Raw genomic sequence first — 15,952 nt, 5'->3', positions numbered from 1 at the left:
CTGCACGTCCGGCGCTTGACCCTGACGCCCGCCCTAGTATGCCGTGCAGGCTTGTAACTTCTGGCTGGACCCCTTCATGGCAGACCTGATTCTCGAACTCTTCTCGGAGGAAATTCCTGCGCGTATGCAGGCGAAGGCAGAAAGCGATCTCGGCGCGGCGCTGGAGAAGGCGTTGGGCGAGGCGGGCCTCAGCTGGGCATCGCTGGAAACGGCGTCCGGGCCGCGGCGCCTGACCGTGTTTGTCGATGGCCTGTCGGACCGCTCGGCCGATGTGAAGGAAGAACGCAAGGGCCCGAAGGTCGGCGCGCCGGACAAGGCGGTCGAAGGTTTCCTGCGGGGCGCTGGGCTCAGCGACATCAGCCAGGCCGAGGTGCGCTCGGACCCGAAGAAGGGCGACTTCTACGTGGCCGTGATCGAGACACCGGGGCGCGATGCGACAGACATCATCGCCGAGGCCGTGCCGGCCATCATTCGCGGCTTCCATTGGCCCAAGAGCATGCGCTGGGGCACCGGAGATCTGCGCTGGGTACGCCCGCTGCAGCGGATTGTCTGCGTGCTGGACGGGAAAGTGGTGCCGTTCGAGGTGGATGGCATTGCCAGCGGCAAAGAGACCGAAGGCCATAGGGTGCATGGCCGTGGGCCGTTCAGGGTGACCTCCCGCAAGGATTATGAAAGCCAGCTGGAAGGCCAGGGCCATGTGAAGCTGACGCGGGATGCCCGCCGTGAGGTGATCCTGGCCGGCATCGAGACGGTTTGCGCGGATGCCGGCCTTGAGTGGATCGAGGACAAGGGGCTGCTGGAGGAAGTGGTGGGCCTGGCCGAATGGCCGGTTGTCGTGCTGGGGGACATGGACCCGGCTTTCCTGAGCCTGCCGCCGGAAGTGATCCAGCTGTCGATGCGGACGCACCAGAAATATTTCGCGGTCAATGACAAGAAGACCGGCAAGCTGGCGCCGCATTTCATCGTGGTGGCCAATATCGAAGCGACCGATGGCGGCAAGAAGCTGGCCGAAGGCAATTCGCGGGTCCTGTCGGCGCGGCTCGATGATGGCCGATTCTTCTGGGAAAAGGACAAGGCGACGCCGCTGGACGAGATGGCGGCGAAACTGTCGACGATTGCATTCAAGGCGGAGCTTGGCTCGCTGGGCGACAAGGTGGAACGCGTGGCGGCGCTGGCGCGGGAGCTGGCCCCGAAAGTGGGCGCGGATCCGGATTTGGCCGAACGGGCGGCGCGCCTCGCCAAGGCGGATCTTGTCTCGGAGATGGTTGGCGAGTTCCCGGAGCTGCAGGGCGTGATGGGGCGGTATTATGCGCTGGAGGCCGGCGAGCCTGAGGCGGTCGCCGATGCCATCCGCGACCATTACAAACCTCAGGGCCCGAGCGATTCCGTGCCGACCGATCCGGTGGGCATCGCGGTCGCACTGGCCGACAAGCTGGATACGCTGGTTGGATTTTGGGCGATTGACGAGAAGCCGACGGGTTCAAAAGACCCGTTCGCGCTGCGCCGGGCGGCGCTGGGCGTGGTTCGGATTCTGTTGGAGAATGAAGTTCGACTGAAACTCCAGACCGATGCGGAAGCCTCGAGCGACCTGCTTTCCTTTTTCGCAGATCGTCTGAAGCAATATCTGCGCGATCAAGGCCAACGCCACGACCTCATCGACGCCGTCTTTGCCCTCGGCGAGGATGATCTCGTGCTCATCACGCGCCGGGTCGAGGCGCTGGGGGCGTTTCTGGAGGCCGAGGACGGCGCGAATTTGCTGGCGGGCTACAAGCGCGCGGCGAACATTCTGAAGGCCGAGGAGAAGAAGGGCGATCTGCCGTCTGACCTCTCCGTCAACGACGCGCTGATCGCCAAGGGCCCGGCCGAGGAGCAGGCGCTGGGCAAGGCGCTGGCAGAGGTCGAGGCGGCCATTGCTGCGCCGCTGGCAGCGGAAGACTTTACCGGCGCCATGGCGGAACTGGCCAGGCTGCGCGCGCCGGTCGATGCCTTCTTCGAGGCGGTCATGGTGAATGACGCAGATCCGGCCGTCCGGGCGAATCGCCTGGCCCTGCTCACCCAGATCCGTGACACGCTGCACCGTGTGGCCGATTTCTCCCGCATTGACGGCTGATCCAGGTTAGGCCGCGGCGTGCCCGTTGTGTCACACTGAAACGCCCTGTTTCAGTGCGAACGCGCCAATGTGTCACAAACAACGTTGTCACATGTCCGGGGCCCATTCCGACACTGGCCAATGGCGCTGCAATGCAGCATAGGATTTGCAATTCGCCCGGCGTAAGCACGGGGGACACGACTTATGTATCGGAAGGCAGAATTCATGGGTGAAGCGGCACTGAAACCAGCAGACGAAACCTGGGTGTATGCTTTTGGCGGCGGGAGCGCAGATGGCGACGCCTCAATGAAGAACCTGCTGGGCGGCAAGGGGGCAAACCTTGCGGAAATGGCCAAGCTGGGCCTGCCGGTTCCGCCCGGATTCACGATCACGACGGCGGTTTGCACGGCCTATTACGAACTGGACCGGAAGTATCCGGCGACGCTGGAAGCGCAGGTGGATGCCGCGCTGGAAGCCATCGAACAGGAAACCGGCAAGGGGTTCGGGGATCCCGAAAATCCGCTGCTGGTGTCGGTCCGTTCGGGCGCGCGCGCCTCGATGCCGGGCATGATGGACACGGTGCTGAACCTCGGCCTGAACGAGGCCGCTGCAGCGGGCCTGGCGAAAAAGGCCGGCGAGCGCTTTGCCTATGATTCCTATCGCCGGTTCATCCAGATGTATTCGAACGTTGTGCTGGGCATCAGCCATGACGAGTTCGAGCACATCCTGGACGATTACAAGGACCGTCAGGGCTATGATCTCGACACCGAGATGACGGCCGAGGACTGGAAGCAGATCATTTCGCTCTACAAGGACGCGGTTCAGTACAATCTGGGCCGCCCGTTCCCGGACGATCCGAAGGAACAGCTCTGGGGCGCCATCACGGCCGTGTTCGGATCGTGGATGAATGACCGCGCGATCACCTATCGCAAGCTGAACGACATTCCCGAGGAATGGGGCACGGCCGTCAATGTGCAGGCCATGGTGTTCGGCAATCTGGGTGAGACGTCGGCCACTGGCGTGGCCTTCACGCGCGACCCGTCAAATGGTGATCCGGTCTTCTATGGCGAATATTTGATCAACGCGCAGGGCGAGGACGTGGTGGCGGGCATCCGCACCCCGGCGCCGATCTCGCGCGAGCGGGCCGACAAGCTGGGCTCCGATGATGCCCCGCTGGAAGAGGCCATGCCGGAAGTCTACACCCAGCTGCGCGAGGTCGCGAACACGCTGGAACAGCACTACAAGGACATGCAGGATCTGGAGTTCACGGTCGAGGATGGCCGCCTCTACATGCTGCAGACGCGGACCGGCAAGCGCACGGCCGCGGCCGCGCTGAAGATCGCGGTCGACATGGCGCGCGAAGGCCTGGTGACGGAAGAAGAAGCCGTTCTGCGGCTTGAGCCGTCCCAGCTGGACCAGCTGCTGCACCCGACCATTGCCGAGGATGCCGAACGCGACGTGGTCGTGATGGGCCTGCCGGCCAGCCCCGGCGCGGCAGTCGGCAAGGTTGTGTTCGAATCCGATGAGGCCTGGGACATGGCGGAAAAGGGCGAGGATGTGATCCTGGTCCGCATTGAGACCAGCCCGGAAGATATCAAGGGCATGCACGCCTCCCGCGCCATCGTGACGGCGCGCGGCGGCATGACCAGCCACGCCGCCGTTGTGGCCCGCGGCATGGGGCGCCCGTGCGTGTGCGGCGCCGGCGGCCTGCAGATCGACAACAAGGCCGGCGTGTTCCGCGTCATGGGACGCGAAGTGAAAAAAGGCGATATCATCACGGTCGACGGCGCCACCGGACAAGTCATGCTGGGCGCCGTGAAAATGGTGCAGCCGGACCTGTCAGGCGATTTCGGCCTGTTGATGGGCTGGGCCGACAAGGCCCGGACGCTGAAAGTGCGTGCGAATGCAGAAACGCCGCTCGATACGCGCACGGCTGTGGAGTTCGGCGCCGAGGGCATCGGCCTGTGCCGCACCGAGCACATGTTCTTCGAGGAAGAGCGTATTCCGGAAGTCCGCGCCATGATCCTGGCGGATGGCGAGACCGGCCGCCGCGCCGCACTCGACAAGCTGCTGCCGATGCAGCGCGGCGATTTCGAGGAGATCTTCCGCATTCTGGAGGATCGCCCGGCGACGATCCGCCTGCTGGACCCGCCGCTGCACGAATTCCTGCCGCACACCGACGCGGACATGGAAGATGTGGCCAAGGCATCCGGCGTCAGCGCCGACGAATTGCGCCGCCGCGCAGCGGAGCTGCATGAGAGCAATCCGATGCTGGGGCATCGGGGCTGCCGCCTCGGCATCACCTATCCGGAAATCTACGAGATGCAGGCCCGCGCCATTTTCGAGGCGGCTGTGAATGTCTCGAAGGAAACCGGCCGCAAGCCTGTGCCGGAAGTCATGATCCCGCTGGTTGCGACCCACAAGGAGCTGGCCATCCTGAAAAAGGTCGTCGACGATGTTGCGACGGCGGTTTTCGCTGAAACCGGTGTGACGCTGGACTATATGGTCGGCACGATGATCGAGCTGCCACGGGCCGCGCTGCAGGCCGGCGAGATTGCCAATTCCGCCGCGTTCTTCTCTTTCGGCACGAATGACCTGACGCAAACCACGCTGGGTATTTCCCGCGATGATGCCGGCCGCTTCCTGAAAGCTTATGAAGACAAGGGCATCTACGAAAAGGACCCGTTCGTGACCCTGGACCAGGTGGGCGTGGGCGAATTGGTGAAACTGGCTGCCGAACGCGGCCGGAGCACACGCCCCGGAATCAAGCTGGGGATCTGCGGCGAGCATGGTGGCGACCCGGCATCGATTAACTTTTGTCACACTACGGGACTCGACTATGTGTCCTGTTCTCCCTACCGCGTGCCGATCGCCCGGCTCGCCGCGGCGCATGCGGCCCTGAAGGCCCGATAGCCGCGAGAGCTTCGACCGAATCGCTCAGAATTTGGGTGTTGCGTCCGCGCAACACCCTTTTTTGTGCAGTGCAAGAAATTTCATCAAATTTGCCGAAATATTCCACGATATTACAGGGGCTTGTCGGGTTTGTCCTGAAGTGGCGGTTTAAATTGTGAAATCGGGGCGTATGTATCCTGACAGAAAAGTCACTGACGTATCTGGCCAGCTTCTTGCTAGGTACTCGCAGAGACGGATATCGAAGTCCGAACAGGGCCTGAAACGGGCCTGATCAAGTTAAGACAAACCAACAACACCCGGGTTGCACATGACGGAATATATCGTCTGCCGGGGGATTGGGGAGCGGTGATGTTAAGGATTCTTCAACCACGAAGGGCGACCCTGTTGCCAATGCGTGGGCTCCAAGAGCGGCTCAAGCGTTGGTGGATGGCTATGACGAACGAAGAGCAGAGAGATATCGTCGTACGCGGCGCGACCGTTGCGGTCTGCGCGGTTGCGGCGACTGTGACGCTGCCAATTCTCGGCGAACTCCAGCTGGAGAAGCGCGCCGAAGCTGATTTCCGTGCCGAAGCAACCCGCCTGGCCTCGATCGAGGATGGTGGCGTGACGGTGCGCGCGGATCCGATGACTCCCAGCCTGCTGGACACGCCCTGGATCCGCACGGTTGAATACACGCTGAAGCGCGATACGGACTCCTCGATGAGCCGCTATGCTGCGCGGGACCGGGATGGCGCGGCCCTGTCGTCGCTGGTTTCGTTCCGTCCGGAGCACATCAAGCGCGCCGAAAAGATCAATGACGAGGCCAAGTGTCTCTCCCAGGCAATCTATTACGAGGCCGGCACCGAGTCGCTGAGCGGCCAGATGGCTGTTGCCGAGGTGATTGCCAACCGGGTGCGCGACCACCGCTATCCCGACAGCATCTGTGATGTCGTGTTCCAGGGAGCAACCCGGACGACCGGCTGCCAGTTCACCTTTACCTGTGACGGCGCCATGAACCGCGCCCCGCGTGGCCGGAACTGGGAGAATGCCCAGAAAGTTGCCGCCCATGTCCTGATGGACCTCAATGAGGAGCGGACCGGCGGTGCGACGCACTATCATGCGACCTATGTCGACCCGATCTGGAGTGCCGGCCTGATCAAGACCGACAAGATCGGTCTGCACATCTTCTACCGCTTCCCGCGTGGCGCTGAATGGGCCCAGGTGCGGCAGAACTATTCCCGCAAGCGCCAGCAGGTCATCACGGCCGCGGCGGACCGGGATGTGAACGCGGCAGCGACGTCCGTGATCAAGACTCAGGATGACGTGAAACTGGAAAAGGTCGCGATGGATGCACCGGCGCCGACACTGGCCCCGGCCATGGTTTCCACGTCGACCCGCACGATCACCAATGGTGCGCCGAAATTCAACACGGTACGCAAGACGGCCGAGGCCGACGTGCCGGTGTCGGAAAAGATTGCCGACAAGGATGAGGTGGCTGCCTACACCGCCGCGCAGATCTCCTCGGCGTCCGGCGGCGCTGTTGCAGGGGCCATGAACTAGCGGTCAATCGCGGGGAGGCACGCCTTCCCGGACCCGTTTGCGGATGGCGCCGGGCAGCCAGCGCGCCATGAAGCGTGCCCGCTCGGCATCCTTGCCCACCATATAGTGAATGTCCTTGCCATGGGCCGCATCCCAGGCCTTTTCGGCTGCCATGGAGACCGGATAGACATTCATCCCATTCTCCCGCAGCTGGTCCGACATCTTGTGGTTTGAGCCTTCGCGGTCCCCCATTTCAAGGATCGGCGTCTCGATGAACCAGGGCATCAGGCTGGTCACCCGGATATCCAGATCGCGGAACTCGGCATCGAGCGCTTCGGTCAGCCCCCGAACGGCAAACTTGGTGGCGGAATAAACGGCCAGCTGGGGCGAGCCGACGACCCCGGCCGTGGACGCCGTGTTGACGATTCGCGCGCCGGAGGTTGCCTTCAGGAGCGGCAGCGCCGCCTGCACCCCGTTGACGACACCTTTGACGTTGATGTCGATGATGGCGTCATTGTCATCGCCGGTGATGTCCTCGAACCAGCCATGACGGCCGATTCCGGCATTGTTGAAGAGCACGTTCATGGCGCCTTCGGTGGCGTCAGAAAAGTCCCGCATGGCGGCAGACCAATCCTCGCGGCTGCGTACGTCCAGCCGTGCCTGCAGGCAATTTCCGGCGCCAATCTCGGCGGCGACTTCGTCCAGACCTGCCGTGTTCACATCGTACAGGCCGCAAAACCATCCGCGTTTCGAGAAATACCGGGCGGTTTCTGCGCCGATGCCGGACGCTGCGCCGGTAATGAAGATGCTCTTTCGTCCGCCCGCTTGGCTCATGGGCAATTTCCTCCTGCTGTCCGGGACTGATCGCCCTTTTCAGCAGTGTCAGACGACATCCATGCCCACGTCAAGATTGGGGGCCGAATGGGTCAGGGCACCGACGGAAATGAAGTCGACCCCGGTTTCGGCGATTGACGCAACGGTATCCAGATTGACGCCTCCGGAAGCTTCCAGCATCACCCGCCCCTGATTCATCTCGACTGCGCGGCGCAGCGTTTCGGGGCTCATATTGTCGAGCAATACGGCGTGCGGACCATGTTTCAGGGCTTCCTCGAACTGATCGAGCGTGTCCACTTCGATCTCGATCATGCGCAGATGGCCTGCATAGGCTTTTGCCCGTTCCAGCGCCAGCGCCACGGAGCCGTCGCAGGCAGCAATGTGATTGTCCTTGATCAGGACGGCATCATCGAGGCCGTAGCGGTGGGCCGTGCCGCCGCCGCAGCGCACCGCGCGCTTCTCCAGGGCGCGATGGCCGGGCGTTGTCTTGCGGGTGCAGACGATTGTCGCGTCCGTATGAGCGACCTTTTCGACATAGGCGCGCGTCATGGTGGCGACGGCGGAGAGGCGGCCAATGAAGTTCAGCATGGTGCGCTCCGCGGTGAGGATGGAGCGCGCGCTACCATTCAGTTCCGCCACGATGTCACCCGGTTTCACCGCAGCCCCATCGCCCTTGTGAATTTCCAGCCGAACCGTCGGATCGATCAGGGATAAGGCGTGTGCGGCCACGTCCAGGCCGGCGATCACGCCTGGCTGGCGGGCAGCGATGACCACGCTCATCTGAGTGCCCGCTGCAATCGTGGCGTCTGTGGTCAGGTCTCCGGCGCGGCCCAGATCCTCGGACAGGGCGAGCCGTACGATCGGATCGAGAATGATGGCCGGCAAGGGGGGCGGGGTCGGGGTCATAGGCAAACAGCCTCCTTGAAATCCTTCATCAGGAACTGGCGGCGCGGGTCTGCCGTATCAGGATGGTCTGACCGGAAATGGCCGCCGCGACTTTCCTCGCGATTGAGGGCGGAGCGAACAATCAGCTCGGCCGTGATCAGTGCGCGGGCAGGACCGTGCGCGTCCTTGAGGCCGGAAATCAGGTCCAGAACCTCCCGCATGCCGGGGCCGGTGCGGACGACGCCGCATTTCTCGGACATGGCGCGGCGCAATTGCTGGAGGGCGGCAAAGGGCAAGGCGCCCGGCACACTGCCGCGCGACGTGCCCGGTTGGTCCAGGTCAACGCGGCGCAGGCGGCTGGCAATCCGGTGTGCGAAAACCACGGCTTCGAGCAGGGAATTGGATGCGAGGCGATTTGCGCCATGTACGCCGGTGGAGGTACATTCTCCGCAGACGGACAGGCCGTCCAGGCTGCTGCGTCCCCAGAAGTCCGGGACGATACCGCCCATGTGATAATGCGCAGCGGGCGCGACCGGGATCATGTCGACGCGCGGGTCGATGCCGGCTGATTTGCAGGCCGCGAACACGGTTGGGAAATGATCCGGAAAATGTGCGCCAACGGCAGTGCGGCAATCCAGAAAGGCGCCGCGGCCTTCCATGCGTTCGGTGTGGACGGCGCGGGCAACCTCGTCGCGGGGGGCCAGTTCGGCCAGCTCGTGATAGCGCTGCATGAAGGCGGCGCCATCCTGGTTGTGCAGCGTGGCGCCTTCTCCGCGCAGGGCTTCGGTTGCCAGTGGCGCGGGATCGCGGCCGATGTCGATGGCGGTCGGGTGGAACTGTACGAATTCGAGATCGGCGATCAGCGCGCCGGCTTCCCAGGCCATGGCGACGGCGTCGCCGCGGGCTTCCGGAGGATTGGTGGTGACCTGGAACAGGCCGCCGGACCCGCCGGTGCACAGCACGGTCTCGCGGGCTGTGCGGGTCGAAAGCGTGCCGGCCTGGTCACGCAGGATGATGCCGGCCACCCGGCGTGTGTCATCCTGCAGGAGGCCGGTTGCCCGCGCGCCTTCAATCACGGTGATGTGCGGCGCTGCGGCCACGGCGGCGACGAGCGCATCCATGATTGCCTTGCCGGCAAGATCTCCGGCCACGCGGGCGACGCGCGGATGGGAATGGGCGGCTTCGAGCGACAGGGCCAGCGCGCCATCTGGCGTGCGGTCGAACGGCACGCCCAACTCGACCAGATCCCGTACCCGGGCGGGGCCTTCCTCGGCAATCAGGCGTGCGATGATCGGATCGACCAGGCCGGCCCCGGCGGCGACCGTGTCGGCGGCATGCTGTTCCGGACTGTCCTTGGGGTGCAGGGCGGCAGCGAGCCCGCCCTGGGCCCAGGCAGAGGATGCGGCCTGGCCCAAGGGTGCCGGCGAGATGACGGTGCACGGGCGCGGGGCCAGTTCGAGCGCGAGGAACAGGCCTGCAAGGCCGGCCCCGACGATCAGGACGTCATCATCGACTGGCCCGCTGGCCGTCAGGGTCTGGGAGCTCGGCGCGGACACGGATCAGGAAATGCCGTCATTGGCGCGGCGGAATTCCGCAGGCGCAGTCACCGCCGAGACCAGTGCGCCGAACATGCGATCGGCTGACTGGATGGTCAGCGTGAAATTGTCCGGCACATAGATCAGGCCTTCGACCTTGGCTTCGAGCATCTCCTCGATCTGGGACCGAATGGAAATCTGGTCTCCGAAGCGCCGCGCCTTGCAGGACTGGCGGACCACCGAGCGGCCCCACATGGAGCAGACTTCAACCGCGGTCAGTTCGCAGCCATACAGGCCTTCTTCCGGATGCGGAGAAAGATACATCGTGCCGGACATCATGCATTCCCCGCCGCGATATGGCTTGGTCTGGAAGCTCCATGTGCCGAGGACATCGGCGGGGTCTCCCGCGGGCTTGCTGTCGGCATGGGCGGGGGCGCAGGCCAGAAGCCCTGCCATCGCCACTGCCGCGAGACGGAACCTGCCTCGGAACATGCTACCTCTCCTTGCGCCCTAAGGCACATTACGCCGCACTCCGGCCTTAGCACAACCTGCGCGGCTGCTAGACGACCATTTCGATGTCGAGCGGTTTCAGACCGGTCTCGAACGCCAGCGGCCTGGCCATTTTCGGCAGGGCCATCATGGCATCCAGAGCCTCCTTGGCACGCACGCGCACATCTTCCGGAATGGTCACTTCATGCTCGCCTGTGACGAGGCAGTCATAGATGTTCTCCAGCGTGATCCGCTTCATGTGCGGGCAGAGATTGCAGGGCCGAATGAAGTTCACATCGGGATTGGCCGAGGCGACATTGTCGCTCATCGAGCATTCGGTCAGCAGGACCACCTTGTTGGGGCTTTCCTCGGCCACGTAATTGGCCAGCGCAGAGGTCGATCCGGCAAAATCGGCTGCTTCCAGCACGTCCGGCGGACATTCCGGGTGGGCCAGGATGACGACGCCGGGATGCGCTTCGCGGAGCTGGTCGACATCGTCGGCACTGAACATCTCGTGCACTTCACATGCGCCCGGCCACGTCATCACGCGGATACCGGTCTGTGCGGCCACGTTCTTGGCGAGATACTGGTCCGGCACGAGGATGACGGTGTCGGAATTCCATTCTGCGGCAATGGCTTCAACGACTTGTGCGGCGTTGGAACTGGTGCAGGTGATGTGGCACTCGGCTTTCACCTCGGCGGTGCAGTTCACATAGGTTACGACCGGATAGTTCGGGAATTTCTGCTTGATCAGGCGCACATCGGCGCCCGTGATCGAGGCCGCCAGCGAGCATCCGGCGCGCGTGTCGGGGATCAGAACGGTCTTTTCGGGGGCGAGGATCTTGGACGTCTCGGCCATGAAGTGCACGCCTGCCTGAACGATGATGTCGGCATCCACCTTGGACGCCTCACGGGCCAGCTGAAGGCTGTCACCGCGGAAATCGCCGACCAGCTGGAAAATGTCCGGCGTCATGTAATTGTGTGCCAGGATGACGGCGTTCTTCTCTTTCTTCAGGCGGTTGATTGCCGCCACGAGCGGCGCGATGGCCGGCCATTCCATCGGGGTGATGAAATCCTGCACGAGCGGGTACAGCGCATCGGTTTCCGCCTTCACGGCGTCATCATAGGCCAGACCGCGCGCTTCGGCGGCGGACGCGCCGCGCAGCGGGGTCGGGGTGGGGCAGCCAGGGCCGGAATCTATAAGACGTGCCATTGTCGTCCTCCTTGGTTCAGATCGACTTATGCTCGATCTGAGTATAATATGGTCCTGAACAGGTGCGTTTCAAGGGGATCGGCCTTCAAACGTCCGGGAACAGGTGGCTCGTGCGACAGAAACATGATGCTTATGCGCACTCTGAGCAAAAGGGGTCTAGCGGATAGGAATAAGGAGGGCAAGCCGAAACATTGGCGAACCGAGGGCGTCCCGTCAGGTAGGGATTGACCCGTTCCCGCCATCATTGCGGACATATTCCAGCACGGCCTCGATGAATTTGAGCGTGGCGGTGCCCGTTCTGTGGGGATTGTCCTCGATGTCGCCCTTGATCTTGAACAGGGATTCCGTCGCCAGGCTTCGCTCGCCAAGGCGAGGCTGACGGGCAAAGCGATAGGTTTCTGCAATCTCTTTCGAGATGCCCGGCAGCGTCGTTGCATGTTCATCGCGAACCAGTCTTGCAGCGAGTGCGCGTGCGGCATGCAGACTGTCCGACCTGCCGAGAAGCAGCAGCGCACGATTGCGGACCTGATCGTACTCTTTGTCATTCGTCAGCTGGAACAGGAGGCGGGACAGCGCGATGGAATGCTCCTGCTTCCAGCTTGACCCGGACAGATTGCGGCCATCCGCCACCACATCATCAAAGAAGCGGTAGAACTTCCGGCTCCAGTCCGGTTTGTCGCGACTTTCCGGTGACGTCCTTTCGTAGAGATCCGCGAGCTTGTTCAGTCGCTCGGTTACGCTGCCGACAATCAGATCCTTCGCGAACCAGCGCACGACTTCGCGCACTTTGCGATCCCGGTCATTGAACAATTCATTGAGGCGCCGCGTGTTGTAATAATAGTCACCCTTGTCGAGATCCTTGCTCTTTTCTCGGTGTGTCTCGAAGTAAGCCAGATAGCGGGAGTTCAGCGGGGCGGCGCCATGTTCTGCGGGCTGGAATGCCTTGCGCAGGATGCGGCGTTCCATGAACGGGTCGAAAAAGTCTATCTGGCCAGCTTCGAACAGACGTTCCTGCGCGCGATTTCGTTGCATGATCCCGAATGCCTGAAGCAGGGCCGCAATGAGCACAACGTCCACCAGCAGGCGCGACACGAACACGATATGGCGTGCCATCGGCCCTTTCGGGGCGAAGGGCTCTTCCTGGTTCACGTCGTAGATGTCCACCCAATCGACGATGGGCACACCCTTGGCCAGTTCTGTGCCGAAGAATTTCAGCCAATCCATCAGTCCCGCACTTTGCGCGGCGACGCCCATGGGGCCATCGACTGGTTCGAAGAGGTCAAAATGCATCTGGATCTGCCGCAGGGCCAGCGGCACGAGGATGAACAGCCAAGCATAGCCCATCAGGGCCTCGTCACGCAGGTCGTTCGCAAACCCAAGACGGAACTGACTTGAGCGCGTCGACTGGATGCGCAGGGCCTTTTCGCGGTCATCCTCCACCCATGCCCACCTTCGGCCGAGGCCGAAGATGATCACGCCAGCGATGCAGATCGGCACGAGGCCCCATGGAGCCGGCAGTGCATAGCCCATGGCGGTAAGCGGCAAGAAAATCAGTGTCAGGATCAGCTGTGGAATCATCCAGCCCGATTGGGTGGCGCCGGACAGCGGTGCGATCAGGCGCACGGCAGCGGCATCGATGCCGCTGGTGATGTAGCCGGGATGGAATGTCACTCCAGCGGCTTTGACCGGGCGCGGGTCGGTTTCCCGCCGGTTGCTGAGTGCATCTCCAAGATGCGGGACGAAGATGAAGGCGAGAAATCCGGCGATGACGCCGCTCATTACAACCAGTCCGAAATCCTGTTCCATGGAGAACCAGCGTTCGCCGGCCGCCCAGGCGCCAAGGCTGAGGAAGCCGAGTGCGCCGGCGCTGACGCCAAGTTGAAACCAGCTGGTCGGCCCTTCCGGGTGCATCAGATAATTGGCTTTGTCCGTCGCCGCCTCTCGCGCGATCGTGTGAAAGCCGAACAGGAGAGGCACGAAGCTCGAAATGATCGCTGCAATGTACAAGGAGCGTTGCGTTGGATCGTTCAAATCCACCGACCATGGCCAGTGTGCGAAGGGGACATGATGCCCGAACGCGATCCAGGCCAGTACACACAGCATGAGTGACGTCAGCAGGAAGACGCGGTGAAAAGATGGATGATGTTCCGGATCATCCAGTTCCTGATTTGACGTGCCAACCCGCGAGCGAAGCACGGCGAAAATTCCCGCAGCCATATATGCAAGCAGGCAGAGGGTTGTGATCGTGCCCCAGGCTGCCGCGCCTTCAACGGACTCCGGATCCGACAGATCCGCGATTGCAACGCTGACAGCAGCCAAGGCTGCCATCACCAGAGTCCACACGATCAGCCAACCATCCCGGCGCCCGGGACAAGACCAGCTTGGCCAGCCCGGATTCCAGACAATTCCCATTTTCTCCAGCATGGCATACTCCCCTCACCACGCCGGATTTTAATCATTTGTTAACAGGCGAGAAAAGCCAATTCTTCTATTTTTCGGCGAATGGGAGATCACCCCTCGTCGAAGAGTTCCAGGGCGGCGGCGGTCATGGCTTCGACGCCGGTGGCGATGGTGGGGTCATAGGCCGGGGCGAAGAAGGGGGAATGCAGCGAGGGCAGGGGCAGGGAACTGTCCTTGGAAGCCTCGTAGCGCTCCGGGTCTACCGCGCCGATCCAGAACAGCAGACCGGGAATGTTTTCTTCGGTGCGGCCGAACTGGCTGAAATCCTCACCGCCCATCACCGGCGGCACTTCTTTCACATTATCCTCGCCGATGGCCCCGGCGACGGCCGTCATCGCCTTGTCGGCGAGATCGGCATTGTTGAACAGGGACGGGGTGTAGTCCTGCTCCACCTTGATCTCCGGTTCCGGTGCGCCGAAGGCTTCGGCCTGTGCCTTCGCGATGCGCTCGATGCCGTCCAGCAGCATTTGCCGGGTCGCGTCATCATAGGAGCGGACGGTCAGGAGAAGGGTCGCTTCGTCCGAGATGATATTGTGCTTGGCGCCGGCCTTGAACGATCCGACGGTGACGACCGCGGAATCCTGCGGGTTCGTGTTTCGGGATACGAGGCTCTGCAGCGCCACCACGATATGCGAGGCGACGAGGACCGGGTCACGCGTCGTGTGCGGATACGCGCCATGCCCGCCCACGCCTTTCACCGTGATGTCGACACTGTCGACATTGGCCATGGCGTAGCCCTTTGTATAGACGACCGTACCGGCAGGTGCGGCGGCGGAGACGTGCAGAGCGAGATTGTAGTCCGGCTGCGGGAAACGGCTGTAGAGCCCGTCCGCCAGCATGGCTTGGGCCCCGAGGCCGATTTCCTCGGCCGGCTGGGCGATCATCACCAGCGTGCCGCTCCACTCATCCTTGCGGGCGGCCAGGGCGCGCGCCGTGCCGATCCAGCTGGTCATGTGGATGTCGTGCCCGCAGGCATGCATGACCGGGCTTTCCACGCCGGTCCATGTGGTGGAACGGACTTCGGACGCGAAGGGGAAGCCGGTCTGATCGGGAACGGGTAGGGCGTCCATGTCGGCGCGGATCATCACGGTCGGGCCCTCTCCATTGCGCAGCACGCCCACGACGCCGTGACCGCCGACACCATCCTTGACTTCTCCCACATCCTTCATGGCCTTGGCGACGACCCAGTCCTGACCGATGCCCGTTGTGACGTCGAAGCCGAGATTCTCCAGTTCGGAAGCCATGAGCGCCGCAGAGCGGGCTTCCTTGAAGGACAGTTCCGGATTGGCGTGAAGCTGTTTGTAGATCTCGATGAGGCCCGCATCGGCCTTCGGGAGCGCTGCGGCCTGAGCAGAGTCTGCCGGAGCGGCAGCGGGAGTGATTTCAGCCGTTTCAGCGTCCGCTGCGCCGGTGTCCGAGGCAAGCGGTTGGGGCGTTTCGGCGGCGTCGTTTCCATTTCCGCAGGCGGCAAGGGCGAGGGCGAGAGATGACAGGGCGACAGTACGGAACATGAATGCAGGCCTCCGGTTCGTGATCGGCTCAGCCTAGCGGCGAAATCCGCGCTGCCAAGAGGGCGAAAAAGACCTGCAGACAGCGGCATGGCGCGGGTTGCGCCACGGTGCTGCACTGCATATAAGGGACGGTCCAAAGGAGATTATCTGCTCATGGCCCGCGTTACCGTCGAAGACTGCATCGAAAAGGTCCCGAACCGTTTCGAGCTCGTCCTGCTTGCCGCACACCGTTCCCGCATGATCCGCGAAGGTTCGCCGATCACCGTGGACCGCGACAATGACAAGGATCCGGTCGTCTCGCTGCGCGAGATTGCCGATGAGTCGGTTGACCTGAAAGTGGTCAAGGAAGCCCTGATCTCGAACCTCCAGGACATCCGTCCCGGCGAGGAGAACGAGCGCGAAGCAGACCGTATGGCTCTCGAATCCGCGCCGACCGCCACCGAGGAAGATGTCATGCGGGCCTACCAGGCCGAGCTGGAGTCCGGACGGGACGACCGGCTCTAGG

Annotated in this window: 11 protein-coding genes; 4 read left to right on the top strand and 7 right to left on the bottom strand. The window is 62.9% G+C overall.

Annotated features, from left to right (window positions below):
* The first annotated feature begins 76 nt into the window (after positions 1–76).
* The 3 genes from glyS to HF955_RS00560 all read left to right on the top strand — a co-directional run bounded on the left by glyS (position 77) and on the right by HF955_RS00560 (position 6,541).
* A complete protein-coding gene (gene glyS, locus HF955_RS00570; RefSeq protein ID WP_291077086.1) occupies positions 77–2,110 on the top strand; it encodes a glycine--tRNA ligase subunit beta in 2,034 nt (677 codons plus the stop codon).
* A gap of 204 nt (positions 2,111–2,314) precedes the next feature.
* Complete coding sequence (gene ppdK, locus HF955_RS00565) at positions 2,315–5,002, top strand: pyruvate, phosphate dikinase (protein ID WP_367279810.1); 2,688 nt, start codon at positions 2,315–2,317, stop codon at positions 5,000–5,002.
* A gap of 426 nt (positions 5,003–5,428) precedes the next feature.
* Positions 5,429–6,541, top strand: a complete 1,113-nt coding sequence (locus HF955_RS00560) for a cell wall hydrolase (RefSeq protein WP_291077084.1) — start codon at positions 5,429–5,431, stop codon at positions 6,539–6,541.
* A 3-nt stretch (positions 6,542–6,544) separates the two neighbouring features.
* On the opposite strand, the gene HF955_RS00555 is transcribed toward HF955_RS00560, so the two are convergent.
* The 7 genes from HF955_RS00555 to HF955_RS00525 form a co-directional block, all read right to left on the bottom strand.
* Positions 6,545–7,354: an SDR family oxidoreductase gene (locus HF955_RS00555; protein WP_291077083.1), complete on the bottom strand. Its 810-nt coding sequence runs from the start codon at positions 7,352–7,354 to the stop codon at positions 6,545–6,547.
* A gap of 48 nt (positions 7,355–7,402) precedes the next feature.
* On the bottom strand, positions 7,403–8,260 hold the full coding sequence (gene nadC / locus HF955_RS00550) for a carboxylating nicotinate-nucleotide diphosphorylase (protein ID WP_291077082.1): 858 nt from the start codon (positions 8,258–8,260) through the stop codon (positions 7,403–7,405).
* Positions 8,257–9,795, bottom strand: coding sequence for an L-aspartate oxidase (locus HF955_RS00545; RefSeq protein WP_291077081.1), 1,539 nt, complete (start codon positions 9,793–9,795; stop codon positions 8,257–8,259). Before HF955_RS00545 ends, nadC begins: the two co-directional genes overlap by 4 nt.
* Before the next feature lie 3 nt (positions 9,796–9,798).
* Positions 9,799–10,266: a hypothetical protein gene (locus HF955_RS00540; RefSeq protein WP_291077080.1), complete on the bottom strand. Its 468-nt coding sequence runs from the start codon at positions 10,264–10,266 to the stop codon at positions 9,799–9,801.
* Between the two features lie 67 nt (positions 10,267–10,333).
* Positions 10,334–11,476: a quinolinate synthase NadA gene (gene nadA / locus HF955_RS00535; RefSeq protein ID WP_291077079.1), complete on the bottom strand. Its 1,143-nt coding sequence runs from the start codon at positions 11,474–11,476 to the stop codon at positions 10,334–10,336.
* A 213-nt stretch (positions 11,477–11,689) separates the two neighbouring features.
* Positions 11,690–13,900 (bottom strand): hypothetical protein, encoded by a 2,211-nt coding sequence (locus tag HF955_RS00530; RefSeq protein WP_291077078.1) that lies wholly within the window; start codon positions 13,898–13,900, stop codon positions 11,690–11,692.
* 86 nt (positions 13,901–13,986) lie between these two features.
* Complete coding sequence (locus HF955_RS00525) at positions 13,987–15,447, bottom strand: amidohydrolase (protein WP_291077077.1); 1,461 nt, start codon at positions 15,445–15,447, stop codon at positions 13,987–13,989.
* 153 nt (positions 15,448–15,600) lie between these two features.
* Here HF955_RS00525 and rpoZ point away from each other — a divergent pair, with 153 nt between their 5' ends.
* The gene (rpoZ, locus tag HF955_RS00520; protein ID WP_027836607.1) at positions 15,601–15,951 is read left to right on the top strand and encodes a DNA-directed RNA polymerase subunit omega; all 351 of its coding nucleotides are present in this window, start codon (positions 15,601–15,603) and stop codon (positions 15,949–15,951) included.
* Position 15,952: the final 1 nt, after the last annotated feature.

Source organism: Hyphomonas sp. (genome assembly GCF_017792385.1).
Lineage (GTDB): Bacteria > Pseudomonadota > Alphaproteobacteria > Caulobacterales > Hyphomonadaceae > Hyphomonas.
Note: the sequence above shows the minus strand (reverse complement) of the source record. Positions and strands in the feature narration are given on the sequence as shown.

Coding starts and splice junctions, on each gene's coding strand:
- nadA (WP_291077079.1), bottom strand. CDS start 11,476: ATGGCACGTCTTATAGATTCCGGCCCTGGCTGCCCCACCCCGACCCCG.
- HF955_RS00525 (WP_291077077.1), bottom strand. CDS start 15,447: ATGTTCCGTACTGTCGCCCTGTCATCTCTCGCCCTCGCCCTTGCCGCC.
- rpoZ (WP_027836607.1), top strand. CDS start 15,601: ATGGCCCGCGTTACCGTCGAAGACTGCATCGAAAAGGTCCCGAACCGT.
- glyS (WP_291077086.1), top strand. CDS start 77: ATGGCAGACCTGATTCTCGAACTCTTCTCGGAGGAAATTCCTGCGCGT.
- HF955_RS00560 (WP_291077084.1), top strand. CDS start 5,429: ATGGCTATGACGAACGAAGAGCAGAGAGATATCGTCGTACGCGGCGCG.
- HF955_RS00540 (WP_291077080.1), bottom strand. CDS start 10,266: ATGTTCCGAGGCAGGTTCCGTCTCGCGGCAGTGGCGATGGCAGGGCTT.
- HF955_RS00555 (WP_291077083.1), bottom strand. CDS start 7,354: ATGAGCCAAGCGGGCGGACGAAAGAGCATCTTCATTACCGGCGCAGCG.
- ppdK (WP_367279810.1), top strand. CDS start 2,315: ATGGGTGAAGCGGCACTGAAACCAGCAGACGAAACCTGGGTGTATGCT.
- nadC (WP_291077082.1), bottom strand. CDS start 8,260: ATGACCCCGACCCCGCCCCCCTTGCCGGCCATCATTCTCGATCCGATC.
- HF955_RS00530 (WP_291077078.1), bottom strand. CDS start 13,900: ATGCTGGAGAAAATGGGAATTGTCTGGAATCCGGGCTGGCCAAGCTGG.